This window comes from Thorsellia kenyensis (assembly GCF_042432445.1).
GTDB lineage: Bacteria > Pseudomonadota > Gammaproteobacteria > Enterobacterales > Thorselliaceae > Thorsellia > Thorsellia kenyensis.
This window is the reverse complement of the sequence record NZ_JBHLXE010000013.1, coordinates 44,898-68,544: the sequence shown is the minus strand read 5'-3', so window position 1 is coordinate 68,544 and position 23,647 is coordinate 44,898. Positions and strand designations below refer to the sequence as shown.

Annotated in this window: 22 protein-coding genes; 8 read left to right on the top strand and 14 right to left on the bottom strand. The window is 34.9% G+C overall.

All coding sequences use genetic code 11. From position 1 onward, the window contains the following. Nucleotides 1-196 precede the first annotated feature (196 nt). The gene (gene aroE, locus ACFFIT_RS00795) at nucleotides 197-1,048 is read left to right on the top strand and encodes a shikimate dehydrogenase (protein ID WP_385875489.1); all 852 of its coding nucleotides are present in this window, start codon (nucleotides 197-199) and stop codon (nucleotides 1,046-1,048) included. 20 nt (nucleotides 1,049-1,068) lie between these two features. On the opposite strand, the gene ACFFIT_RS00790 is transcribed toward aroE, so the two are convergent. After that, complete coding sequence (locus tag ACFFIT_RS00790; RefSeq protein WP_385875487.1) at nucleotides 1,069-1,614, bottom strand: gamma carbonic anhydrase family protein; 546 nt, start codon at nucleotides 1,612-1,614, stop codon at nucleotides 1,069-1,071. 85 nt (nucleotides 1,615-1,699) lie between these two features. Here ACFFIT_RS00790 and ACFFIT_RS00785 point away from each other — a divergent pair, with 85 nt between their 5' ends. Further along, nucleotides 1,700-3,493: a hypothetical protein gene (locus ACFFIT_RS00785; RefSeq protein WP_385875485.1), complete on the top strand. Its 1,794-nt coding sequence runs from the start codon at nucleotides 1,700-1,702 to the stop codon at nucleotides 3,491-3,493. A 97-nt stretch (nucleotides 3,494-3,590) separates the two neighbouring features. Here ACFFIT_RS00785 and rfbD read toward each other — a convergent pair whose 3' ends face one another. Further along, nucleotides 3,591-4,442: a dTDP-4-dehydrorhamnose reductase gene (gene rfbD, locus ACFFIT_RS00780; protein WP_385875484.1), complete on the bottom strand. Its 852-nt coding sequence runs from the start codon at nucleotides 4,440-4,442 to the stop codon at nucleotides 3,591-3,593. 24 nt (nucleotides 4,443-4,466) lie between these two features. Next, nucleotides 4,467-5,063, bottom strand: coding sequence for a 16S rRNA (guanine(966)-N(2))-methyltransferase RsmD (gene rsmD / locus ACFFIT_RS00775; RefSeq protein ID WP_385875482.1), 597 nt, complete (start codon nucleotides 5,061-5,063; stop codon nucleotides 4,467-4,469). Between the two features lie 269 nt (nucleotides 5,064-5,332). On the opposite strand from rsmD, the gene ftsY reads away from it, so the two are divergent. The 4 genes from ftsY to rpoH all read left to right on the top strand — a co-directional run bounded on the left by ftsY (nucleotide 5,333) and on the right by rpoH (nucleotide 9,649). After that, on the top strand, nucleotides 5,333-6,961 hold the full coding sequence (ftsY, locus tag ACFFIT_RS00770; protein ID WP_385875481.1) for a signal recognition particle-docking protein FtsY: 1,629 nt from the start codon (nucleotides 5,333-5,335) through the stop codon (nucleotides 6,959-6,961). A gap of 57 nt (nucleotides 6,962-7,018) precedes the next feature. Next, nucleotides 7,019-7,672, top strand: coding sequence for a cell division ATP-binding protein FtsE (ftsE, locus tag ACFFIT_RS00765; protein WP_385875479.1), 654 nt, complete (start codon nucleotides 7,019-7,021; stop codon nucleotides 7,670-7,672). A gap of 38 nt (nucleotides 7,673-7,710) precedes the next feature. Further along, on the top strand, nucleotides 7,711-8,694 hold the full coding sequence (gene ftsX, locus ACFFIT_RS00760) for a permease-like cell division protein FtsX (RefSeq protein ID WP_385875477.1): 984 nt from the start codon (nucleotides 7,711-7,713) through the stop codon (nucleotides 8,692-8,694). A 97-nt stretch (nucleotides 8,695-8,791) separates the two neighbouring features. Further along, nucleotides 8,792-9,649, top strand: a complete 858-nt coding sequence (gene rpoH / locus ACFFIT_RS00755) for an RNA polymerase sigma factor RpoH (protein WP_385875475.1) — start codon at nucleotides 8,792-8,794, stop codon at nucleotides 9,647-9,649. Nucleotides 9,650-9,924: 275 nt separating this feature from the next. Here rpoH and fis read toward each other — a convergent pair whose 3' ends face one another. Continuing rightward, nucleotides 9,925-10,221, bottom strand: a complete 297-nt coding sequence (gene fis / locus ACFFIT_RS00750) for a DNA-binding transcriptional regulator Fis (RefSeq protein WP_385875473.1) — start codon at nucleotides 10,219-10,221, stop codon at nucleotides 9,925-9,927. A 22-nt stretch (nucleotides 10,222-10,243) separates the two neighbouring features. After that, complete coding sequence (gene dusB / locus ACFFIT_RS00745) at nucleotides 10,244-11,203, bottom strand: tRNA dihydrouridine synthase DusB (protein WP_385875471.1); 960 nt, start codon at nucleotides 11,201-11,203, stop codon at nucleotides 10,244-10,246. Nucleotides 11,204-11,652: 449 nt separating this feature from the next. Here dusB and ACFFIT_RS00740 point away from each other — a divergent pair, with 449 nt between their 5' ends. Beyond that, the gene (locus ACFFIT_RS00740; protein WP_385875470.1) at nucleotides 11,653-12,708 is read left to right on the top strand and encodes a hypothetical protein; all 1,056 of its coding nucleotides are present in this window, start codon (nucleotides 11,653-11,655) and stop codon (nucleotides 12,706-12,708) included. Nucleotides 12,709-12,718: 10 nt separating this feature from the next. Beyond that, the gene (locus ACFFIT_RS00735; protein ID WP_385875468.1) at nucleotides 12,719-13,801 is read left to right on the top strand and encodes a hypothetical protein; all 1,083 of its coding nucleotides are present in this window, start codon (nucleotides 12,719-12,721) and stop codon (nucleotides 13,799-13,801) included. Between the two features lie 54 nt (nucleotides 13,802-13,855). Here ACFFIT_RS00735 and ACFFIT_RS00730 read toward each other — a convergent pair whose 3' ends face one another. From ACFFIT_RS00730 to gyrB, 9 genes are all read right to left on the bottom strand, one after another. Then, the gene (locus ACFFIT_RS00730; protein ID WP_385875666.1) at nucleotides 13,856-13,996 is read right to left on the bottom strand and encodes a DUF4277 domain-containing protein; all 141 of its coding nucleotides are present in this window, start codon (nucleotides 13,994-13,996) and stop codon (nucleotides 13,856-13,858) included. Between the two features lie 7 nt (nucleotides 13,997-14,003). Continuing rightward, nucleotides 14,004-14,189, bottom strand: coding sequence for a DUF4277 domain-containing protein (locus tag ACFFIT_RS00725; protein WP_385875467.1), 186 nt, complete (start codon nucleotides 14,187-14,189; stop codon nucleotides 14,004-14,006). A 292-nt stretch (nucleotides 14,190-14,481) separates the two neighbouring features. Continuing rightward, nucleotides 14,482-14,979, bottom strand: a complete 498-nt coding sequence (locus tag ACFFIT_RS00720) for a PACE efflux transporter (RefSeq protein WP_385875465.1) — start codon at nucleotides 14,977-14,979, stop codon at nucleotides 14,482-14,484. A 77-nt stretch (nucleotides 14,980-15,056) separates the two neighbouring features. Further along, on the bottom strand, nucleotides 15,057-16,280 hold the full coding sequence (locus ACFFIT_RS00715) for a phosphopentomutase (protein WP_385875463.1): 1,224 nt from the start codon (nucleotides 16,278-16,280) through the stop codon (nucleotides 15,057-15,059). A 255-nt stretch (nucleotides 16,281-16,535) separates the two neighbouring features. Continuing rightward, complete coding sequence (gene deoR, locus ACFFIT_RS00710; protein ID WP_385875461.1) at nucleotides 16,536-17,315, bottom strand: DNA-binding transcriptional repressor DeoR; 780 nt, start codon at nucleotides 17,313-17,315, stop codon at nucleotides 16,536-16,538. A 136-nt stretch (nucleotides 17,316-17,451) separates the two neighbouring features. Further along, a complete protein-coding gene (locus tag ACFFIT_RS00705) occupies nucleotides 17,452-18,936 on the bottom strand; it encodes a tripartite tricarboxylate transporter permease (RefSeq protein ID WP_385875459.1) in 1,485 nt (494 codons plus the stop codon). A 17-nt stretch (nucleotides 18,937-18,953) separates the two neighbouring features. Continuing rightward, nucleotides 18,954-19,406, bottom strand: coding sequence for a tripartite tricarboxylate transporter TctB family protein (locus tag ACFFIT_RS00700; RefSeq protein WP_385875457.1), 453 nt, complete (start codon nucleotides 19,404-19,406; stop codon nucleotides 18,954-18,956). A 25-nt stretch (nucleotides 19,407-19,431) separates the two neighbouring features. Beyond that, entirely contained in the window at nucleotides 19,432-20,430 is a 999-nt protein-coding gene (locus tag ACFFIT_RS00695) for a Bug family tripartite tricarboxylate transporter substrate binding protein (protein ID WP_385875455.1), read from the bottom strand. Nucleotides 20,431-20,918: 488 nt separating this feature from the next. After that, on the bottom strand, nucleotides 20,919-23,333 hold the full coding sequence (gene gyrB, locus ACFFIT_RS00690; RefSeq protein ID WP_385875453.1) for a DNA topoisomerase (ATP-hydrolyzing) subunit B: 2,415 nt from the start codon (nucleotides 23,331-23,333) through the stop codon (nucleotides 20,919-20,921). Between the last annotated feature and the right edge of the window lie 314 nt (nucleotides 23,334-23,647).

Sequence of the window (23,647 nt, the reverse complement as noted above, 5' to 3'; positions counted from 1 at the left end):
CCTAATGGATGAAAAAATTTAGAGTCAGTCAATGCGCTACCATTCCTTGTCAATACATATCCAAAGAAAAAAAGAGAATAAGAATAATATTATCCTTACTCATAACTGTGTAGTATACTTTTTTTTTATGTTAACGTATACAGCTATATTTTTAATGTAATGATTTAAAAGATATTTATTTTAGGAGAACGAGCTCATGCCACAAACCCCCCCTTTTTTTCTAGTATTAGGTAACCCAATTGAACATTCAAAATCACCTTTGATTCATTCGTTATTTGCCAAGCAAACAGGAATTGAACATGTTTATGATAAAGCATTAGTGCCATTAGAACATTTTGATGACTTTACACTTAATTTTTTTAAGCAAGCAGGTAAAGGAGCTAATGTCACTGTACCATTTAAAGAGCAGGCATTTAGATTAGTAGATGATCATACAAACAGTGCACTAGCGGCAGGGGCTGTAAACACTATCATAAAAACAAAAGAGGGAAAACTTTTAGGTGATAATACCGATGGGTATGGCCTTTTATGCGATTTAAATGAAAAAAAATGGATCGCTGAGGGGAGCAGAATCCTTTTGTTGGGGGCAGGGGGAGCAGCTAAAGGAACAATCTTACCTCTTTTAGAGTATAATACCAAGGTAAGTATTTTCAACCGAACATATCAAAAAGCAATAGAAATGGTTGAACGCTTCAAGGGATCGACTTATTATCAATCTGACTTTGGAGAGTTAAACGTGCTTTCACTGGAAGATTTAACTGCAGAACAAAGTGCATTTGATATTATCATTAATGCAACTGCTTCTAGTTTATCAAGTGAAGTTCTCAAATTACCAGGTAATGTTTTTAATTCACAAACTGCTTTTTATGATATGTTTTATGCAAAAACAGATACGGCATTTTTAGCGTATTATCGTGACAAGGGATGCAATCATCTAGCTGATGGTCTTGGGATGTTAGTTTATCAAGCTGCCTTAGCCTTTAAAGCCTGGCATGGCGTTATGCCGGATGCCAAACAAGTGCTTGCGCAAGTCAAAAATGTATTGTAGCCAATCATAATAGATAGCGATTATTTTTTGGAAATTAAATAATCGTTTTTCCATTTGACATAATTATCAGCAGAGTAGCTTAAGTGCTTTATTTCGTCCTGTGTTAGTGGCCTGATTTTTTTCACTGGTTGCCCCATATATAAAAAGCCACTTTCAAGTCGTTTATTGCTGGTAACAAGAGAGCCTGCACCGACTATTACCTCTGATTCAATTACAGCACCATCTAAAATAATGGTCCCCATTCCAATCAGTACGTGACTTTCAATTGTACAACCATGTAAAATAACCTTATGGCCAATTGTTACGTTATCTTTGATGATTAAGGGATTACCTTCAGGGGCATCTAATGAACGGTGTGTGACATGTAAGACACTGCCATCTTGGATGTTTGTTCGCTGCCCTATATCAATAGAGTTTACATCCCCTCTGATCACCACTAAAGGCCAAATACTGACATCTTCCGCGAGGGTAACATCACCTATGACAACAGCTGAGGGATCTACATACGTTGTTTCAGTCAGTTTTGGATAAAAGGTTTTATAGGATCTAAGTGGATCGTTTGGCATAGTGATCTCCTAAGTAAAATAAGCAAAAGATTAAATGAACGGCTCGTTTGATTAGCATACCATAAATAATAGAAACGATAATAACATGATAAATATAATTGAATATCCTGAGATACACCTCACGAAAAAAATCTTGGATGAGGAATTAAAATCTGCTATCCATGCACTATTTATACAATTAGATGGTATAAACCAGGAAATAGTAGAAATCGATTTTACTGTTTATGAGGGCGTGGGATCTTTTTTTTCTGGTCCTCTAAATTATGATAGTGAAGGCAATAAAAGAGTGCAGACTAACAGTGTTTCAGCCAATAATTATATCTTCGAAACTATGCCAGCCTTAATTGTTGCTAAAACATTTGATTATCTCAATCCGTCTACTTTTATTGTAAGATCTCACCCTCACGAAGATTATTTAGTCAAAGTCCAATATAGTGAAGAAAATCATTTCCAATTCATATTATTTAATCAAAAAGCATTTATCATCCAGGTTAATGGCATCGATATTGCGAATTTAAATTCATTAAAATTCCCTTTAAGTGAAATTGAAAAAAGACAACAAGAGATTGATTTATTTATTGAAGAGGAGCAATTAGGGGACATACCCCATCGATTAGCGAGTGAGTACGCAGCGCCTGTCAAATTATTTAAAAGAGAAGAGTTAGCCAAAGCGCCGAAGTGGCATATTTTAAATTATCGGGATTTGACATCATCAGAGTTAAAGCAGTTAAATTTGCCTTTTTATAAACCAAGATGGGGTTCTTGGGCGATAACTGCTTTGTTCTGTATATTGATGATGCGTTCTGAAAGTGTTTTTGCCGTAGTGTTGAGTGCTTTTGCTTTTATACTCTTGCTTGTAAGAATAAATGAGATCCCCTTGGGAAAATTTACAGATGAGCAGGTGATAACGATTCGAGGTATGCTAAGAGTTCATCCTAAAGTTTCTTTTGCAGGTCCTTTAAATTTATTATTTAATCTTACCAATTTAGAAGATCAAACTCGCTTGAATACGGTTTATACCTTTGAGGTATTAAAGCATAGTCGCGAAGTAATAAGAATTCATGAATTATCTCAAGGAGACGATCAAAAAAGAGAGAAAAAAAAAATAACACGCCTACAGATGGTATTCAACCTTTGTTTGTTCTTATTAACACTGTTGACTTTGTATCAAATACGGCCGGCACTAGACCCTCAAGAGTCTTTTTGGGTTAAAAATAATAATTATTTTAACATAGTTAATTGGTATCTTAATCCTGATCCAATTGTTCTTAATGAGGCTAATCTTGCTAATTTTATTCCCCAACCTTTTGATATTGTGCAATTTAATAGTCGAGTTCAATGTAATGCCACAAGCCAAAATGTGTATTGTGATACTCTTCAAATACCCATTGCACCTTCAGATAACGAGGGATCAGACAATCGCACATCAGATACTTCGAAAAAAGATAACTATTTTGAGTCACTGCATATACATTACGCTACGTTGCCCGTTTCAAATGAATTCGTATTGCCAAGTGATCTCATCTTTCTACCTAATATGCAAAGTATTTTTAATTTTAATCCCTTTTTTGAAGTTATTTTCGAACCAGATACCTTAGAACAAAGCAATCAATTGAGTAAAGAAGGATTTGATTTTTTTGCACACCCATTACCTATTAATATCAAGGCGTATGTAACCAAGGTGGACAGGCTAGAAGGAACTGAAGATAAATGGAGCGCACAATTAAAATTGAATATAAAAAGTGAAACCTCTTTTGCACTTTATTATGTTGCTTTATTTTTTTATCTGCTTTTTATTTTATTAGTCACTCTCTTTTTGGCAATTAGAAGCAATGTATGGGAAAAAACAAGAAAATTAAATTCAGACATGGACAAATAAATAGTGGATATTGTTTGGCTTAAGGAAGTTGGCTATTAATCCAAGGCTTCCTTAACACTAATGTTGTATATGTTTTTGGCTTAATGCAGGAAATTTCTTAAACGATATTACCGCTTAATTTTTGCACGGCTAATTTCCAATCAGAAGGCGCTATTCCAAGCGCTGATAATTTGCTATTAGAGAGTTTACTGAATTGCGGTCGCTTGGCTTTTTGGGGGTACTCATTAGATGTTATTTTAGAAAGTTTTACTCGCGTTTTTATCTTATCAGAGCAGTTATCTAATATATATTGAGCAAATTCATACCAGCTAACAGATTGATTGCCTGAGTAATGATAAATACCTGCTGGAATCTCTTTTTCAATTGACGCAATTATTGCTCTTGCTAAGTCACCTGCATAAGTGGGATTACCTATTTGATCTCCAACAATACTCAATGCATCTCTTTCATTAAAAAGCCGGCGCATAGTTAAAAAGAAATTTTGGCCAAATTCACTAAAAACCCAAGCGGTTCTGATGATAATCGCATTGTCTATTGAGGAAATTAAACTCTGTTCGCCTGCGAGTTTACTCTGACCATAAATCGATTGGGGGTTTGTTTGCATTTCTTCTGTATACGCTTCGCAATAGAGTCCATCAAATACATAATCCGTTGAGATATGAATCATTTTCGTTCCACATAACTTAGCTACTTGAGCTAGGTTTAAAATACCTTTTTCGTTGATAGCAAAGGCTTTATCTACTTCCTCTTCAGCATTATCCACCGCAGTGTAGGCGGCAGCATTGATGATGACATCAGGCATCTCTTTTGTAATTGTGTGATAGACTTGTTCTCTATTGGTAATATCAAGTGCTTTTGAATCATAAGCAACAAGAGACCAATGTTTGGGAAAGGCTTGTTGAATGCATTGGCCAAGTTGTCCTTTGGCACCGGTAAGTAATATCTTCATTAAATATTATTCCTTAGTAATGAATTAATCAATCGGATCATACTGAAGTAATTGGTATCTGACTTGACCGCTTATTTTCTCTTTTATGAGGTTTAGCGAATCAGGTATTTCTATTATCGATGTATATTCTGATTCTAAGTAGATGATTCCATTTTTCTCCAGAAATCCTTGTTGTAATAAATCAAACAAAAGCCTACCTAGTAAGCCTTGATTAAAAGGTGGGTCTAAAAAGATTATATCGAATGCTTTTTTAGGTGCTACTTTGATGTATTCCAAAGCATCGATTTGAAGAGCAATAATTGTGTCACAGGCCAATTTTTTAATGTTATTTGTTAATATTTCCGTGACTGCTTTATCTTTTTCTATTAATGTGACGCTCGCAGCACCTCTGGATGCTGATTCAAATCCAAGTGAACCACTGCCTGCAAAAAGATCTAAACAATGGCTGCCAATAATATCATGCATTAGCCAATTGAATAGAGTTTCTTTCATCCTATCCCCTGTGGGACGAAGTCCTGGTTTTTCAATTACCTCAAGTTTTCTACCTTTCCATTTGCCACCAATTATTCGAACAAACCCAGAATGGAAATGAGTTCTGACTTCTTTTTTTGTATTACGCATTGAGTACAACCCTTTAGTAAATATGAATAGACTAATTATAACATTCTAATAAGCAGATTGTTTAGTGATCGTCATAAAATAAAACGAGCATGAGAAGTTAAAAAGCAGAAAAAAATTGAATATGTGTATAGATATACAAGCTTAATTTTAAGATAAATGATAGAATATTTTAGATTTAGAAAAAAACAAAAATAATGGTTTATAGACATCTCTTTACTTGTAGCATCATCTAGAGGTGTTTTAAGAAGATATTATAGGAAAGAAGCGTCATGACTGATAAGAAGAAAGGTTTTTTCTCTTGGTTTTCAAAAAAAGAAAAGAAAAGTGAAACAAGAGCTGGAATAACCGATGAATTAACCAATGAATTAAACAATGAATTAAACAATGAATTAAACAATAAATTAGACAATCAATCAGCCAACGACATAAACCAGACAATATCAGAAGAAGTAATTAAAGCCGATTTTGAAAAACAAGTTACGGATAAAAATTCAATCCCACATAATGTCGAAACCGAAATAACTCCTACAAACGCAGATCAAAACTCAACTTATGACCTATCTGGTAATTGGGATAATAAACATTCCCATGCCATTGAATTTGAAACTGAAATAGTTGAAATAGAAGCAATAGAAAAAATTGAAGGGATAGAAAAAAAGAGTGATGTTTTACCTAAAGTTGAAGGAAATGAGCACTCAATATTAGATTCATCGCATGTTGAATCTCTTTGGAGCCAAACACAAATTAGCAATCAACATAATGATAAAGTAGTTGACTATGAGAAAGAACAAAAATTTGATTCGGATGACTTTAATCAACAACAATCATTAGACAGTTTAGATAAAACTCATTTAGATGATGGATTTGCAACATCGTTAAGTGCTAATTCTTTAACTGATGAAAATACTGTTGATGTTGATAAGGAAGAAATAACAAATACAGAAAACAATACAGAAAAGGAAATTGAAAGCAGTTTCGAAAAGAAAAAAGGATTTTTTACCCGTTTAAAAGAAAGCCTAGTAAAAACCAAACAAAATATTGGAGAAGGCTTTTTGTCGTTATTTTCAGGTAAAAAAATTGATGACGAACTTTTTGAATCGTTAGAAGAACAGCTTCTTATTGCAGATGTAGGTGTTGAAACTACATCTAAACTTATTAAGAATTTGACTCTCCATGCTTCCAGAAATGAATTAAAAGAAGCGAACCTTCTCTATGATAAATTAAAAACCGAGATGTCGGATATTTTAAATGCAGTACAATCACCTTTAAATATTTCTCAACACACGCCATTTGTCATTCTAATGGTTGGGGTGAACGGTGTGGGTAAAACAACCACAATTGGTAAGTTAGCTAAACAATTTCAGCAAGAAGGTAAGAAAGTGATGCTTGCTGCAGGTGATACATTCAGAGCAGCGGCAGTTGAACAACTGCAAGTGTGGGGGGAAAGAAATCAGATCCCAGTGATAGCGCAACATACAGGGGCCGATTCTGCTTCCGTTATATTTGATGCGTTAGAGGCGGCTAAAGCACGTAAAGTGGATATACTTATTGCAGATACTGCCGGTCGACTGCAAAATAAATCACATCTGATGGATGAACTTAAAAAAATAGTCAGGGTACTTAAGAAACAAGATGAAAATGCTCCGCATGAAATTATGTTAACACTAGATGCAAGCACTGGGCAAAATGCAGTGAGCCAAACAAAATTATTCAATGAAGCAGTAGGATTAACTGGATTAGCTTTGACTAAATTAGATGGTACTGCTAAAGGCGGAGTAATTTTTTCTTTAGCTGATCAATTTAGAATACCCGTAAGATATATTGGGGTTGGGGAAAAGATTGATGATTTACGTCCTTTTGATGCCTCTGAGTTCATTGAAGCGCTTTTTGAGAAATAACCCCCTGGTTTTAATGACCTTTTCATCACTTATACGTTTTAATAGTAAGGAAGTAATATGATAAGATTCTTACAAGTCAGCAAAGCTTATCGCGGTGGTCGCCCTGCACTGCAAAGTATTAATTTTCACCTAGCTCAAGGTGACATAGCTTTTTTGACTGGTCACTCAGGCGCAGGTAAAAGTACACTTTTAAAACTGATTTGTGGTATTGAAAGACCAAGTGCTGGAAATGTGTTTTTTGATGGGGTTGATATATCAAGACTACCTTCTAGTGAGATCCCTTTTCTAAGACGCCAAATAGGAATGATTTTTCAAAATCATCAATTATTAATGGACAAAACAGTGTTTGATAATGTAGCACTTCCTTTAATTATTGCCGGTGTGAATGAATCAGATATTAAAAAAAGAGTAAATGCGGCACTTGATAAGGTCGGGCTGTATGATAAAGGCAAATACTATCCCCTTGCTTTATCTGGTGGTGAGCAACAACGAGTGGGTATAGCGCGAGCAGTTGTTCATAAGCCTAAAGTTCTTCTTGCAGATGAACCCACAGGGAATTTGGATGATGAAACAGCAAAAAAGGTTATGGAAGTCTTTGAAACATTTAATCATGTGGGAGTCACTGTATTAATTGTCACACATAATCATCAACTAATCTCAAAACCCCATCACAAATCTTTTAGAATAGAATCAGGTAGATTAGTCAAGTAACTCTTGATATAGTACTTTTTCATTAAAGAGCAAATAAGATGAAAGCGATTAAAAAGAAAAATGTAAAAAATGGTCCTAATAGATCACATAGCCGAATTTCATTAATGGAATCTGGTATGTTCGAGCAGTTTCGTTTTGGTTGGATCAGTGCTTTAGACGATCTTAAACGTAAGCCTTTTGCAAATATATTGACTATATGTGTTATAGCCATTTCTATCTCTTTACCTACACTGTGCTATCTGATTTGGAAAAATGTAAATGAAGCTGCGAGTGTTTGGTATCCTACACCACAGATCAGTGTCTATTTAGACAAAAGTTTATCTGATTCGGCTGTAAATAAATTAATTACTGATCTAAAAGCCCTTGAGGGGGTGTCTGAGGTGATTTATCTTACCAGGGAAGAAACTTTAGCTGAATTTAAAAATTATTCCGGATTCAGTACAGCGTTAGATTTACTTGAAGAAAATCCGTTACCCGCTGTAGCTATAGTAACACCTCAAGTTGATTTTGATGCAGGTCAATCACTTAGAACTTTGATTGAAAGAATGAGTAAGCTTAATGGTGTTGATGATGTTCGTGCGGATGATAATTGGTTTTCTCGCTTGGCTTCATTAACTGATTTGGTGGGGAGTATTTCTCTACTCGTTGGTACGCTTATGGTCATAGCACTTTTACTGGTAATTAGTAATAGTATTCGATTGACTATTTCAATGAGAAAAGACGCAATCAATATAATGAAATTAATTGGTGCAACGGATGGGTTTATCATGAGGCCATTTTTATATGCAGGCTTACTGTTTGGCTTTTCTGGCGCCTTTCTAGCAGTATTGCTTTCTCAGATTTTAATGTTCTTTTTGAGTCAATCCGTATCAAGTGTGGCAAGCGTATTTGAAACGGAATTTGATTTGACAGGATTACGTTTTGATGAAATGCTCATTATTATTCTTGTTTGTGCGATGTGTGGTTGGTTTTCTGCTTGGTTGACGACAGTGAAACATTTAAGGCATTTCAATCCTGAATAAAAATTACACTTAATGGCTTGTAAATTTTTCGTTACAGGTTAGAATAGATAATGAAATTAGTTAATTAACTAGTAAATAAATTAAAAGGAGGATTCTTATGACTCATAATTCAGAGGTCGCATTAATCCCATCAGGTAATAGCGATACTTATTTAACTACTGCAAATGCTTATCCTATACTCTCTGCTGAAGAAGAGAAAATATTAGCCGAGCGGTGGTATTATGATCAAGATTTAGACGCTGCAAAAACTTTAGTATTATCCCATCTTAAATTTGTAGCACATATTGCAAGAAATTATACAGGATATGGATTGCCACAAGCAGACATTATCCAAGAAGGTAACGTAGGCCTCATGAAAGCTGTAAAACGTTTTAATCCTGAGATTGGTGTGAGGCTCATCTCTTTTGCGGTTCATTGGATTAAAGCTGAAATTCATGAATATGTACTTAAAAATTGGCGTATTGTAAAAGTTGCTACCACTAAGTCGCAGAGGAAATTGTTTTTTAATTTAAGAAAAAATAAAACTCGATTGGGTTGGTTTTCAACTGATGAAATAGAAACAGTGGCAAAAGAACTAGGTGTTAGCACGAAAGATGTTCTTGAAATGGAATCCCGTATGGCATCGTCTGATATGGCATTTGATATTGCGCCTGACGATGATAATAGTGAGAGTTCTATAAAATCACCCGTATTATATCTTGAAGACAAGCAATCTAATTTTGCTTCTATGATTGAAGAGGATAATTGGGATGAAACCGCTACAGATAAATTAATTGAAGCAATGGCTTCTTTAGATGAAAGGAGCCAAGATATTATCCGTTCTCGTTGGTTAGACGATGACAATAAATCAACTTTACATGAACTAGCTGATAAATATGGTGTTTCTGCTGAGCGAGTAAGGCAACTTGAAAAAAATGCGATGAACAAACTCAAGACGGCTATTATTGAATATTAATTTAAAAAAATAACCAGACATAAAAAAGCCAATGATGAAACAATTATTGGCTTTTTTTATGCCTGGTTTTAGAAGAAATATTTCTATAAATTTTGCTACTTTGTTTAATTGCGCTTATTCGAAATAAAAAATAAACACAGTTAAACAAGAAATGTAGAGCAAAAATTATTTAATCGGCAACATTAAAATAGCTCATTTTGTTAACTTACCACCATAACCCTAATCTTGTAGATTTATGAAGATATACGAATGATAAATTGACAAATGACTATTTTTTAATTCATACCATATTTTTTTAATTTTTTTCTTAATGTCCCACGATTGATCCCCATCATGTTAGCAGCTCTCGTTTGATTACCACGAGTGTACTGCATAACCATATCTAAAAGAGGACGTTCAACCTCAGATAAGACTAATTCATATACATCTTCAACATCTTGTCCATTAAGTTGAGCCAGGTAATTTTTAACTGCTATTTTCACAGAATCTCTAAGTGGCTTTTGAGTCACTTGATCTTGTGAGTTTAAAGTAGGGACAGTAAGTACATTATTATTAGTGGGTTGTTCGAACATATTTGTAGTAACTCTTATTATATTAATGGTTTTCAAAAAAAACTTCTAATGCTTCTAGTTGAGCTTGCGCAGAATCTAAAGTATTAAAAGAACGTCTAAACAGGTCATCAGGAGAGTAATCTGCAAGATACCAAGCCACATGCTTCCTGGCTATCCTAAACCCTTTTTCTTCACCATAAAACTGATGAATCTTCTTTATATGTGAAAAAACAATAGGTTTAATGTCAGATAATGTCTTAGGCGCTAATTGCTCCCCTGTTTCCAAGTAATGAAGAATTTCTTGGAATAACCATGGTTTTCCTTGAGCTGCCCGACCAATCATAATGGCATCAGCTCCAGTAAAAGCTAAAACTTCTTTAGCTTTTTGTGCAGAATTAATATCCCCATTAGCGATAACAGGGATACTAACAGCCTCTTTAACACGCTTAATGCTGTCATATTCAGCATTTCCATTAAAAAGGCAAGTTTTAGTCCTTCCATGTACAGCGATTGCTTGTATACCGGCATTTTCAGCGATTTTTGCAATCTCAACACAATTTTTATTCAATGGATCCCATCCTGTTCTAATTTTGAGTGTCACAGGAATATCCACTGCCTTAACAACTGAACTTAATATGTTTTCGACTAAACGTGGGTACTGTAATAAAGCAGAACCAGCAAGTTTTTTATTCACTTTTTTAGCAGGACAGCCCATATTAATATCAATAATCTCAGCGCCAAGAGAACGATTGACTTGCGCTGCAATAGCCATCTCATTAGGGCAGGCGCCAGCAATCTGAACTGATCTTATTCCAAAATCATCGTGAATTAATCTATGTTTAGATTTTGGTGTCCGCCATACTTCAGGATTTGAAGATAGCATTTCAGAAACAGCTAATGCAGCCCCAAACTGAATACAGAGTTCCCTAAAGGGCTTATCTGAGACACCTGCCATAGGTGCTGAAATAAGTTGATTTTTTAACGTAATGTGACCGATTTGCATTGAATGAAAATTAACCGTTTTATCTGAACAGGGCGCGTATAGTACGCATTTTTTATGAATTATGAAAGTACTAAAAAGCATTAAAAAATAAAAAAAAACTCAAAAAATGCTTGTTTTTAAATATATCATTAAAGAACATAAAGTTGCGAATAAGATTGTGTCCAAAAAAATACACTAAAACAATAAAAGATTAGTAAAAACAAAATATTCAAACATATAATTATGTAAGAAATTGTTACTTGAAAATTGATAATTAGGTCAATTGGATAGGATAAAGCAGACTTCTATTAAAAACATATAATAATAAATTAATAAATATTAAAGATTTGTATTAAAGTGTCGATTGTAAGATTGAATAAAAAAATCAGAAAAATTTACTCGGCGAGCTATGCTATAATAAGCCAAGGGAAATTTTTAGAAAATTACAATAGCTAAAAGGACAGTGTCTAATGAGCAGTTTGTCATATTTACATCGATTGAAATCTGAACAAGCTTTTTCAGTTATTTTTAAGACTGTTGCTGTTGCAATGACTCTTGCTCTTGTCGGATGTAGTATGCCACCTAAGACAAGTGATGAAAATTTTTGTATTAAAGTAGATCCCTCAAGCCCTGATTATAATCCTAACGCACTTACGACTGCTGAACTTAAAATTTGTAGGGATAGAGCTGAAAAAATACTTCAAGTTCAGACTATGCAAGTTCAAATTCATAGGCAACGAGATGAGGTGATAGCATTAACTAGTAATAATGATTTAGTTATTGAGAATAAAGCTATTATTGAAAATGCACTGGCAAAGCTACCTGACTCCAAAAAATCTACATCAACGAGTCAAACCAATAACGCGACTCAACGTAATGTCATTGTAAGAAAACCAAGCTCAAATAATAGCCCTGCAGGTAGGCCTGATTCGGTTCAACAACATTTTTTATCTCAAAGTGCTCAACGTGAATTTGATAGAAGGCAAGCAGAAGGCATTGCTAGTAAAGTAGGTACATTAATTAATTCTGAAGAGAAGCAAGCACTTTTAAACGCGCCTAGAAGCTTACAACCTGGTGAGGAAATTAGAGACAATAGAAATCTAACATCTTCAGTATCAAATAATATTGACGCACCAAATAGCGCTAAAGAAGAAATTTCAAATTCAACACAAGATAGAAATATTCAATCACTGAGTAAATCATCAGAAGTACTAGACTCAAAGACTGACTACCAAACAATTACGACCAGTAATTCAGTCACAAAAGCAGTGGTAAATCCTGGCGATACTAAAAACAGTAACAAAGTGGCAGACAACCCCACTAATCCAAAAAATAATGGATTATCAACAGACTATACTTCACTACCGAATTTTGCCTCTGAGCTAGATAAAAGTGAATTAAAGCAAAGTGAAACAAATAAGCCTTTGAGTCAAAATGAAGATGCCATGTTACCAAAGCCGATCATTGATGGAAAAACAAGGCCGGATCCTCTGATCCGAATGCAACAAATCAGAAACCAAAATTAAATATAATATTATGATTAATCTTAAAATATTACATAAATTCGCTCTGCAATCAGCTTTATTGCTCGTTGCTTTAAATGCTCATAGCGCTAATGAAAGCGGCAATGATTTCTGTGTGTATGTTGATCCGATAAGTCCTTATTATAATCCTAATAAACTTTCTTCTAATCAGTTAGAGGAGTGTAAAATTCGCGCTGCGACAATTATTGAAATTCAAGCGCTACATTATGATATTTTAAAACAGCGGTTTCCAAATCAAGTTCCACTAAATTCTGGATTACCTTCTCAAGCAGAATTAGCGCAATCAATCGATTCAACTCGATCGTCTGGCACAGAGAACGAAACACCACAGACTCAGAAAAATAAACTTGTGAACCCTACACATAAACCTGTGGTAGGTGAACCCGTTATTAGAAACGCGGCAGAGATTGCCGAAGTGAAAAGAAAGCCTTTGTATCATAGTGATGCAGGTAGACAAGTCGAGTTTAATTATGAAGTCATTGTCACAGAAGCGGGGCGTCAGATTGCGGATACTCAAATTGAAGAAATTAAAGCGATTAAACCTGTGACGTCCATTTCGACCGCTGAAGCGATAATTAATTCAAGAAACCCAGCTCCTCAGGTATCTGCTAAGGGAGCTAACCCAGTCGATATGATATTAGCTCGCCAAAATGCAGTGCAAAGCCCGCAAATTCAACCGAATCAAATGAACTCTTTTAGTTCAAGTACTAATCGATTTGAGTCTTTAACCACACCAGCTAATGATGAGATGCGTATCATTTTAGAAAGTATGGGGGCTACCTCTTCTGAAAGTTCAAATGCTATGAATGATCCTTCAACAACGGTGAATAATGAAAAAGCTCAAGAGGAGCCACTCAACACCGAGTCATTAGAACTCTTACAGCAAATAAAAGCTAATGGTGAGTCAATTTCTTCTGAACAAGCGGGTAACCTTATTGAGTCTCCTAAAAATGAAATGAATCAGCTTATTAAGGCTGAAAATTCTGAGACAATTAGGAATACGAACAATATCATAGGCAATAAGATTGAGAAATATAACAAAAGTGCTGTCATTGAGCCTATTCCATCGATTTAAAGTACTGTCTACTGATGTTCTCTAAGTTATCTGTTATCCATGTTTATAAAAATGTTATACTCTTTTACTCTTTAAATTCATCTGAATAATAAACCTACATACAGCATTTAAGGTACGGTCTAAGACATCATCATTCAAGTGTTCACTATAGATCCCTGGCGCAATCAGTAAATCAATCGGTTTATCAAAAAATATTCAGGAACTAAATAGAGGGCTGAGAATAAAATCCTAGCGCATTAAGCAACATTGTTGCAACTGCTTGACCATGACTTACATGGCATGGCTCAGTTTTAGGCATGGCATAGTCAATTAACCCAACCTGTTTAATAAAACCAGCAACCAATTCAAAATGCCCATAATCATATACGTCAACATTATCGAAATGCATAATCATCATCCAAAAAGTCATAATGGATTATTTTTTCGTTATTATGTCAATAACTTAAAGTTAAATAATGATAAGAAACACACCAATCAATCAATTTTTGAACAGCGGTATGTAAGATATAAAACTTATAAAACAGCATTTAAATTAAACTAATTAACTTCTGCCATAATTATGTATTATTAGCAATCAGTTTTGGAGTAGATCGCTTTTAAGTTATCCTTATTAGTTATACTAAAGCACGTTACACGTTACACGTTACACGTTAAGAGTGCCCTAGTATAATCAAGGAAGATTAATTCGTCTGGAATTTTTTCAGGTAATATTTATAGCGTAAAGTGTCAAAAGCTAAATTATAGATATAGGTATAAGGTAAGAAAAAGAAGATTAATCCTACATTCATGGCAAAAGAAGCCGACAAAGATATTTTAAGTAGCAAAGCTCCTAGTGGCACAATTAAGCTTAACAAACTAATTTCAAATAAGCAGGCATGTAACATTCGAACCTTGAAATTTTTTGTGAATCCAATTTTTTTTTCAAAGTGATCGAAAATAATGTTGAAGACAATGTTCATCACCATAGCACAAGCTGCATTCATTAAAGTTAAACTTGCAGAAGTGAATAAAGATTTATTCATAATCAAGGCGAGTGCAGGAGCACAAAGAATAAGTGCTATGGTTTCAAACATAATTGCATGGAACAGTCGTTCTTTCTTTGTTTTATCAGGAATTTTAAATTTAAGTTCAGACACTGGTGAGGTATCATTCTGAACTTTTATAGCATTGTCTGTCATAGACTCTCCAAAATTGATTTTATATTATATTTTGATGCCCATTTAGGGGGCTGGATAAATCAAGGCCCCTGTATGATTTATAATAGTGACTTACCATGTTGCATAGGCGATAGGTTAAATACCGTAGAAATTGTTTGTCCTATATCAGCAAAAGTATCACTAAGACCTAATGCTTTTGGAGGGAGACTTTTGCTGTAAAGTAAAACAGGAATATGCTCACGCGTATGATCTGTTCCAGGCCAAGTAGGATCGCAACCATGATCTGCTGTAATGATTAATAAATCGTCTTCATTCAGTGCGCTAAGAATTTCAGGTAGCCTATTATCGAACCACTCAAGTGCTTCACCATAACCAAGAACATCCCTTCTATGACCATAAACAGAGTCAAAATCGACTAAATTAGTAAAAATCAGGGTATCAGGTTTGGTTGAAACTTTCATCTCTTCTAATGTGGCATCAAATAATTCATTTAAGCCATTTGCCTTTATTTTTTTTGTGATGCCAGCATGTGCGTAAATATCTGCAATTTTTCCAATGGATACAACTTCACCAGTTTTTTCAGTCGATAATTTTTCTAGAACAGTTGTAGAGGGGGGAAGTACAGCAAGATCTTTTCTATTGCCCGTTCTTGAAAAATTGCAAGGTTCTCCAATAAATGGACGAGCAATAACTCTACCTATGTTGTATTTTCCTTCATCGAGCGCTTCTCTTGCTATTTGACATAAATGATATAGTTTTTCTAATCCAAAATGTTCTTCATGACACGCTATTTGGAATACAGAATCTGCTGATGTATAGAATATTGGGTAACCTGTTCTAATATGTTCTTCACCCAGCTCCTCAAGTATTGTAGTGCCTGATGCATGGCAATTACCTAAATAGCCATTGAGTCCAGCTTTTTGGCATATCGTAGCTAATAATTCTTTTGGAAAGCTATCTGTGTGTTCTTTAAAATAACCCCAATCAAATAAAACAGGGACACCCGCAATTTCCCAGTGGCCTGAGGGAGTATCTTTACCAGAAGAAATTTCTTTTGCGTAGCCATAAGAACCAATAGGGGATGTGATAAAACTTAAACCTCTTGGGTAGGAGCCACATGCTTCTTTAGCAGCCAATCCAAGTCCTAATTGATTAAGGTTTGGAATGTTAAGTGGAGTAGATCGTTTTCCTGTAAGGAACAGATGATCAAAATGATCTGCAATATGCCCTAGAGTATTTGAGCCTTCATCAGAAAATAAATGTGCGTCAGGCGTTGCACCAATACCAAATGAATCTAAAAGTAAAATAATGACACGTTTCATAAGCATACCTCGTCTAGGAAAGATAATAAATTAATTTTGATGTTAAAATTATATCATAAAAAGAGAAAACCACCTTATTTTTGTCATTATTGTAACACACTATCTGGATTAAAACAGATTTCTTGTGAATAAATGATAAACTATGCCAGGAGTCACTATTTTTTTGTGTATTCTTATTTTAAATGTTCTTATTTTAACATTTATGGCGAGTTTTGATGTTATTTTACTGGGTTCTCACAATAATATAACACAACCTTATTTACTGGTAATATCTACTTGAATATGCGATTGTGAAAGATAATGGCTTATGTCTGTTGATGTTAGAAGATTAGTAATCAGCGCATCAAATTCATCTAATCTTGCAAAATAACCTGGTCTTACCTTATCAAATTTTTCATCATCAACAACGAGTATAGAATACTCTGTGTTGTCCATTGCCATTTGTTTAACTTTTACTTCATCAATCACCCAAGTAGTCACTCCTTTAGCCACGCACACCCCTGCAGCTGAAATAAATGCCTTATTAGTATATATTGAGGAAATCTCATTATGTGTCAATGTCGGTATGAAAACATGAGAACTGGATTTAAAATCTCCCCCGCAAAGTATTACTCGACAATTAGGCTTTTGTTTTAATGCAAGAAAAGCGTGAAGACTGTAACATATTGCTGTGAATGGAAGAGAATCATCTATTTCATGAATAATAAAAGGAATTGTGGTACCAGAGTCAAAAAATATAGTGTCGTTTGCATTAACAAGGGTAGCCGCTTTTTTAGCAATATTTCTTTTTGCGGCAACATTTTTGTTTTCTTGCTCACTGAGAAAATAGAAATTATTTTGGGATTGATTTAAAGAAATACTGCAAACAATATACCCACCAAGTAACTTTAGGAGTTTTTGATCTGAGTTAATATCTCTTCTAATAGTCATTTCTGAGACATCAAGAAGGGCAGCCGCTTCACTTATTTTCATTTTATCTTGATTTTGTAGGGCATTGACTAACTTATCAATTCTAAATTTGCGTCTAATATCCAAAATAGGCTCCATTAAAATAGTTGAATCGTAACGAAAAGATGTTTTGATTGTAACATATTTGTTGTTATTCACGCACAAAAAAAGGATATCCTAAAAGAATATCCTCAGTTTGGTTACTACAAATTAAAATAGGCCATTATTTCTTTTTAAAAATCTTTCTTATAGCCAGTAAGATCATAAAAGCAGTCATTATCCATAGCCCAATGGTAATATTGCTTCCCCAAAGAATACTTGTATCGCCATCTGAAATTGACATGGCTTTGCGTAGGTTATTTTCTAATAATTCACCTAAGACAAAGGCCAGAATAAGAGGCGAGAGCGGAATATTCATTTTACGTAGAATATAGCCAAATACGCCCAAGCCAAAGGCTAACATTAATTCAAAAACAGTACTATGAATAGCAAATACCCCGACAAAGCTGACCATAGTGATGATAGGTATTAAATAATGTCTCGGCACAGTAAGTATTTTCGCAAAAAAACCTACCAGAGGAAGATTCAAGAATAATAGAATTATGTTTCCTACAAATAAAGACGCTATTAAACTCCATACAATGATAGGATTCTCCGTGAATAACTGAGGTCCGGGGGTGATTTTATAAAGGGCAAGAGCGCCAATCATCACAGCAGTAGTCCCCGAACCTGGAATACCTAATGTCAGCATAGGGATAAATGAACCACAGGCAGAAGCATTATTTGCAGCCTCTGGAGCTGCTATACCCCTTAAATCTCCCTGACCAAACTCACCATTCTTTCCGGCAATTTGTTTAGCTGAGGTATAAGCCAGCGCACTAGCAATAGTCGCCCCTGCTCCAGGTAATACACCAATAAAAAAGCCAATAAACCCACTTCTAAAAGCGGTCCCTAAGCTAAACAGCAATTCTTTTAATGAGAAAAACATTTTTCCGGTTTTTTCAACGGCTTGTTGGCCAGTTTTTGTTTGTTCAAGAAGCAGTAATACTTCACTGATACTAAAAAAACCTATTACGATGGTCGCAAACTCAATGCCTTCATTTAGGTTGACCATATCAAACGTATAACGATACACACCAGTTACAGCATCTACGCCAGGAATTGTAAGAGCTAATCCAATAAGTGTAGCAAAAAGCGTCTTAAGAGGGCTTTCAGAGACCAGACCACTTAAGCAGGACATAGCAAATACCATTAAAACAAAATATTCAGCAGGACCAAAAGCGATAGCCCATTTTGCTAGCAAAGGAGCAAAAATAACAATTCCTATCGTGGCAATTGTACTACCAATAAAAGAACTTACCGCAGAGATTGACAATGCAACACCCGCTTTGCCTTTTTTAGCCAAAGGATAGCCATCTAAGGTTGACATAATTGCTGCAGCATCTCCAGGGACATTGATAAGGATAGCTGAAATTCTGCCCCCATACTCGCACCCTAGATACACAGCAGCAAGTAAAATTAATGCACTTTCAGCAGGCAAACCAATTGAATAAGCAAAAGGGAGAAGCAATGCAACACCATTTATAGGACCAAGGCCAGGTAACATACCCACTATAGTACCTAAGAATGCACCAATAAAGGCGATAAAAATATTTTGAGGAGTGAGTGCAACAGCGAACCCATCCATTAAGAAACTTAACACTTCCATAAATGTGATCCTTTAAATTACGGTATAATTGTCGCTAATGGGCCTAGTGGCATAACAACACCAAATATTCTGTCGAATATTATGAAACTATAAAGCCCCATTGTTGTTGAAGCCAAAAAGGCATCGATTTTATTTGCACCAAATATTATGGAAATTAAACCAATAAAAATGATGGTATTGATAATAAAGCCCAAAGAAACAAAAAAGAGGGCGTAGCCAAAAAGTGCAAGAATGAGATAAGCCGTTTTTTTGAATTGCTCTTTATCTAAATTCCAAGAATCATAAAATTTTTTAGGTTTTAAAATCAATAAAATTAGAGTAACAATTAGCAAACCCATAATAAGTATCGGAAAAGTATTGGCTCCTATACTGTCATAAGATATATCAGTTACAAAATTGAATGCTTCAATAAATAATAATGTAACGACAATAAGAAGTATAATGTATACATATCTATCAATGATGCGCATAAAAGTTCCTTAAATTAAATTTACATTATTTGATAAGTTCGAAATCGATTGAAAGTTGTCGCATTTCGTTCACTTGATTTTTAACAAATTTGTCTAGATCTTCACCGGTTTTATTAAATTCAAGAAGATCTCTAGACTCTCTTAGTTCTGCAAATTCTGGTGAAGCCAGTAATTTATCAAAATTATTTTTCCACCACTCAAATTCTTTGTCGCTGATATCTTTAGGTGTATAAAATCCACGCATCACCGGCCATCTAACGTCATAACCTTGCTCTATAGCAGTAGGAACATCTTTAAATGATCCCTTTAATCTTTCTTCAGCAAAGACTGCAAGTACACGTACTTTTTTATCTTTTAGATAAGGTAAAACCTCTGCAATACCTGCGCTCATGACATCAATATGCCCTCCAAGTAAATTCGTCATAGTTTCACCTCCACCCTCCATAGCAACATATTTCATGTCTTTTGGATTGATTCCAATAGATTTAGTCATCAAGGCAACTTGCATCCAGTCTTGCCCACCGACACTACCACCTGCGCCAAATGAAATGGATTTAGGGTCTTTTTTTAAAGCAATCGCTAAATCTTCCAATGTTTTAAGATCAGAATCAGCTTTCACTGCAACCATCCCATAATCAACACCAATTCCCGCAAGCCATCTCACATCATTCTCATTAAATTTGCCGAATTTTTTTTGGGCAATGTTTAAAAGTGAGCCTGATGAGAAGGCAACAATCAGGTTAGGATCTCGTGGGTAATTACTGACAATCGCATTATAGGCAACAGCACCTACACCGCCGGGTTTATAAGTTACTCGCAATGATTTTTCACTCAAAGAAAGTTCATCAAATCCTTCAAGCGCTAGTTTGCAAGTTAGATCAAAACCTCCGCCTGGAGAAGCTGGAGCAACACATTCTGGTTTGGGCGGCCCATCACCTTCAGTTTTACCCAACATAATTAAAATAATAGGTAAGATAATCCCCAATCCAACAACATAAAGCCTGGGATTTATTTTTGACAGCATGATGACTCCCTAATTAAATTGATTTAAAAACATGGTCATTACTTTGTATTTTGAGCACACAAACCTTGCTTAAGTTCCCTTAAAATCGTTTATAGTAGAATAAGCAGGTAATTAAAGAAGTGCTATATCATTTCTGTTCATTTTGATCGTACATATGATAGCATTTACAAATCGTAGTGCCTTTTGGAACAACATATGTTTAATGTCTAAACACTTTCAGCTTATGTGAAAGTTAAAGTATTGTAAGTTTTAAGTATAACTTTAGTAAAGAAAAAAAAGAAGAGCCTGTGAAACAATTCACACTATTATAAAAAAAATACAAAGTTGTTGGCATTTAAATAAAAATGTAACATTTAAATATTATAAATTATAAGAAGTAATTGAAGAACTCGAAGAAAAAAGTCAATTTGGCAGTTGATTTGCAAAGAGAGGGGTTCATCATATTTAGCCTTATTGAAAAAGTTATCAATAAGGCTAAGAGGAAAGAATTAAATATCAACATTCATTGCTTTAAGCGCATTATCTTCTATAAAGATTCTGCGGGGTTCAACTTCATCTCCCATAAGTGTGGTAAATATTTCATCCGCGGCGATTGCATCTTTAATGGTAACTTGAAGCATTCTTCTTGAAGTCGGATCCATTGTAGTTTCCCAAAGTTGCTCTGGGTTCATTTCTCCTAATCCTTTATAACGCTGGATTGTTAAACCACGTTTTGATTCTTTAACTAACCAATCTAAGGCTTCGTTAAAACTACCAATATTCGCTTTACGCTCACCTCTGACGACATAGGCATTCTCTTGAATTAAGTCTCTTACAGATTCTCCATAATGACTCAGTTTTTCATACTCTGTACTTTGGAAGAAATCACTGTCTAGTGTGTAGTCGTTATCAACACCATGGGTTCTAATACGAATCTTTGGCTCGTAGGTTTGCCTTTCTTTGTTATATGATACATCACAAAAGTAAGTACTTCCTTGAGTTTCTGTTTGGTTAAGCGTTTCAGTTAAAGATTCAATCCAAGTTTTTACCAACGGTTCATTCGATAATTCTGAGACATTTAATTTTGGAGAATAGATAAGACGGTTTAATAAATGTCTTGGGTAACTTCTTTCCATTCTATCGAACATTTTTTCTATGGAATAATATTCTTTAACTAATTTTTCAAGCGGTTCACCAGACAATGCGGGTGCATCTGGTGAATAGTATAGATAAGCACCATCAAGGGCGATGGAGACTTGATATTCTTCCATGGCTTCATCATCTTTTATATATTGCTCTTGCTTACCCCGTTTGACTTTGTATAGTGGCGGTTGCGCTATGAACACGTGACCACGCTCAATTAATTCTGGCATTTGGCGGAAGAAAAAGGTAAGTAATAATGTACGAATATGTGAACCATCAACATCGGCATCTGTCATTATGATGATGCTATGATATCTTAATTTATCAGGGTTATATTCATCCCTACCTATACCACAACCTAGAGCTGTTATTAAGGTACCTACTTCTTGCGAAGAGAGCATCTTATCAAATCGTGCTTTTTCAACGTTTAAAATCTTACCTTTTAAAGGCAAAATAGCTTGATTTTTACGATTTCGCCCTTGTTTGGCTGAGCCACCCGCTGAGTCCCCTTCCACAAGATACAACTCTGAGAGGGCAGGATCTTTTTCTTGGCAGTCAGCTAGTTTACCTGGCAGTCCAGCGAGATCTAGTGCGCCTTTGCGTCTAGTCATTTCTCTTGCTCTACGAGCGGCTTCCCTTGCTCTTGCTGCATCAATAATTTTATTGACTATGATTTTGGCATCATTAGGGTGTTCTAGTAAATAGTCATTCAGTTTCTCATTCATTAATGTTTCTACTGCTGTTTTAACTTCAGAAGAGACTAATTTATCTTTTGTCTGAGAAGAGAATTTAGGATCGGGTACTTTGACAGAAATAACAGCGATTAATCCTTCTCTAGAATCATCGCCTGATGCACTGATTTTATTTTTAGGGTTTTTAGTGATCTCATTTTCAATATAGCTATTGAGGGTTCTCGTCATTGCAGAACGAAAGCCAGCAAGATGGGTGCCCCCATCACGTTGTGGTATATTATTGGTATAACAATAGATATTTTCTTGAAATCCATCGTTCCACTGTAATGCAACTTCTACGCCGATATCATCTTTTTCATGAGAAAAATAAAATACATTTTGATGGACAGGTGTTTTATTTTTACTTAAATGTTCAACAAATGCCCTAATGCCGCCTTCATATAAAAAGTGTTCTTCTCTGCCATCTCTTTTATCTAAAAGCTTTATAGAGACACCAGAATTTAAAAAAGAAAGCTCACGTAATCTTTTAGCTAAAATATCATATTCAAATTGATTATTATTGGTAAAGGTATCGTAGCTAGGCCAGAATCTGACACGAGTGCCTTTTTGTTCTGTTTGCCCTATAACACTAAGTGGTGCAACGGGAACACCATGTTCAAAAAACATTTCATGAACCTGTTGTTCTCTTTTGATTGTTAATTGCAGTTTTTGAGACAGAGCATTTACAACAGATACCCCGACACCGTGTAATCCACCTGAAACTTTATATGAGTTATCATCAAATTTTCCGCCTGCATGAAGAACTGTCATAATGACCTCGGCTGCAGAGATTCCTTCTTCTTCATGAATACCTGTAGGCATACCCCTGCCATCATCTTCGACAGAAACAGAGTTATCAGAATGAATAGTAACAAGGATATTACTACAATGGCCTGCAAGTGCTTCATCTATTGAGTTATCTACAATCTCAAAAACCATGTGATGTAGGCCTGTTCCATCGTCTGTGTCACCAATATACATACCAGGGCGTTTTCTAACAGCATCAAGCCCTTTAAGAACTTTTATGCTTGAAGAATCATAATTTGACATTCAATTTTCTCTCTTCGTATACAACGTTATTTTAAACGGCTAAAGTATCGATAGTTATGTAATAAACCGCAGTATTTTAACGAATATTCAAATGAATCAATACTTTATTTTTGTTCTAACTAATAGGTAATTATAACACAAATATAAGCTTTTTGCCGTAAAATTCTTCTTAGTGCGTATATAGGCTAAGGAATATTTTATGTTATGGATGCCTGTGAGTTACTGAGCGATTTACCAAACGATTGTATGGTGTTAGAATTTCTAAAACAAAGTGAGTTACAATTATGTCATGTTAAAACAAATTCAAAATAGAT

What these genes read in the sequence shown, in the direction of transcription:
- aroE (WP_385875489.1), top strand. Translation starts at nt 197, where the DNA reads ATGCCACAAACCCCCCCTTTTTTTCTAGTATTAGGTAACCCAATTGAA.
- ACFFIT_RS00790 (WP_385875487.1), bottom strand. Translation starts at nt 1,614, where the DNA reads ATGCCAAACGATCCACTTAGATCCTATAAAACCTTTTATCCAAAACTG.
- ACFFIT_RS00785 (WP_385875485.1), top strand. Translation starts at nt 1,700, where the DNA reads ATGATAAATATAATTGAATATCCTGAGATACACCTCACGAAAAAAATC.
- rfbD (WP_385875484.1), bottom strand. Translation starts at nt 4,442, where the DNA reads ATGAAGATATTACTTACCGGTGCCAAAGGACAACTTGGCCAATGCATT.
- rsmD (WP_385875482.1), bottom strand. Translation starts at nt 5,063, where the DNA reads ATGCGTAATACAAAAAAAGAAGTCAGAACTCATTTCCATTCTGGGTTT.
- ftsY (WP_385875481.1), top strand. Translation starts at nt 5,333, where the DNA reads ATGACTGATAAGAAGAAAGGTTTTTTCTCTTGGTTTTCAAAAAAAGAA.
- ftsE (WP_385875479.1), top strand. Translation starts at nt 7,019, where the DNA reads ATGATAAGATTCTTACAAGTCAGCAAAGCTTATCGCGGTGGTCGCCCT.
- ftsX (WP_385875477.1), top strand. Translation starts at nt 7,711, where the DNA reads ATGAAAGCGATTAAAAAGAAAAATGTAAAAAATGGTCCTAATAGATCA.
- rpoH (WP_385875475.1), top strand. Translation starts at nt 8,792, where the DNA reads ATGACTCATAATTCAGAGGTCGCATTAATCCCATCAGGTAATAGCGAT.
- fis (WP_385875473.1), bottom strand. Translation starts at nt 10,221, where the DNA reads ATGTTCGAACAACCCACTAATAATAATGTACTTACTGTCCCTACTTTA.
- dusB (WP_385875471.1), bottom strand. Translation starts at nt 11,203, where the DNA reads ATGCAAATCGGTCACATTACGTTAAAAAATCAACTTATTTCAGCACCT.
- ACFFIT_RS00740 (WP_385875470.1), top strand. Translation starts at nt 11,653, where the DNA reads ATGAGCAGTTTGTCATATTTACATCGATTGAAATCTGAACAAGCTTTT.
- ACFFIT_RS00735 (WP_385875468.1), top strand. Translation starts at nt 12,719, where the DNA reads ATGATTAATCTTAAAATATTACATAAATTCGCTCTGCAATCAGCTTTA.
- ACFFIT_RS00725 (WP_385875467.1), bottom strand. Translation starts at nt 14,189, where the DNA reads ATGCATTTCGATAATGTTGACGTATATGATTATGGGCATTTTGAATTG.
- ACFFIT_RS00720 (WP_385875465.1), bottom strand. Translation starts at nt 14,979, where the DNA reads ATGACAGACAATGCTATAAAAGTTCAGAATGATACCTCACCAGTGTCT.
- ACFFIT_RS00715 (WP_385875463.1), bottom strand. Translation starts at nt 16,280, where the DNA reads ATGAAACGTGTCATTATTTTACTTTTAGATTCATTTGGTATTGGTGCA.
- ACFFIT_RS00705 (WP_385875459.1), bottom strand. Translation starts at nt 18,936, where the DNA reads ATGGAAGTGTTAAGTTTCTTAATGGATGGGTTCGCTGTTGCACTCACT.
- ACFFIT_RS00700 (WP_385875457.1), bottom strand. Translation starts at nt 19,406, where the DNA reads ATGCGCATCATTGATAGATATGTATACATTATACTTCTTATTGTCGTT.
- ACFFIT_RS00695 (WP_385875455.1), bottom strand. Translation starts at nt 20,430, where the DNA reads ATGCTGTCAAAAATAAATCCCAGGCTTTATGTTGTTGGATTGGGGATT.
- gyrB (WP_385875453.1), bottom strand. Translation starts at nt 23,333, where the DNA reads ATGTCAAATTATGATTCTTCAAGCATAAAAGTTCTTAAAGGGCTTGAT.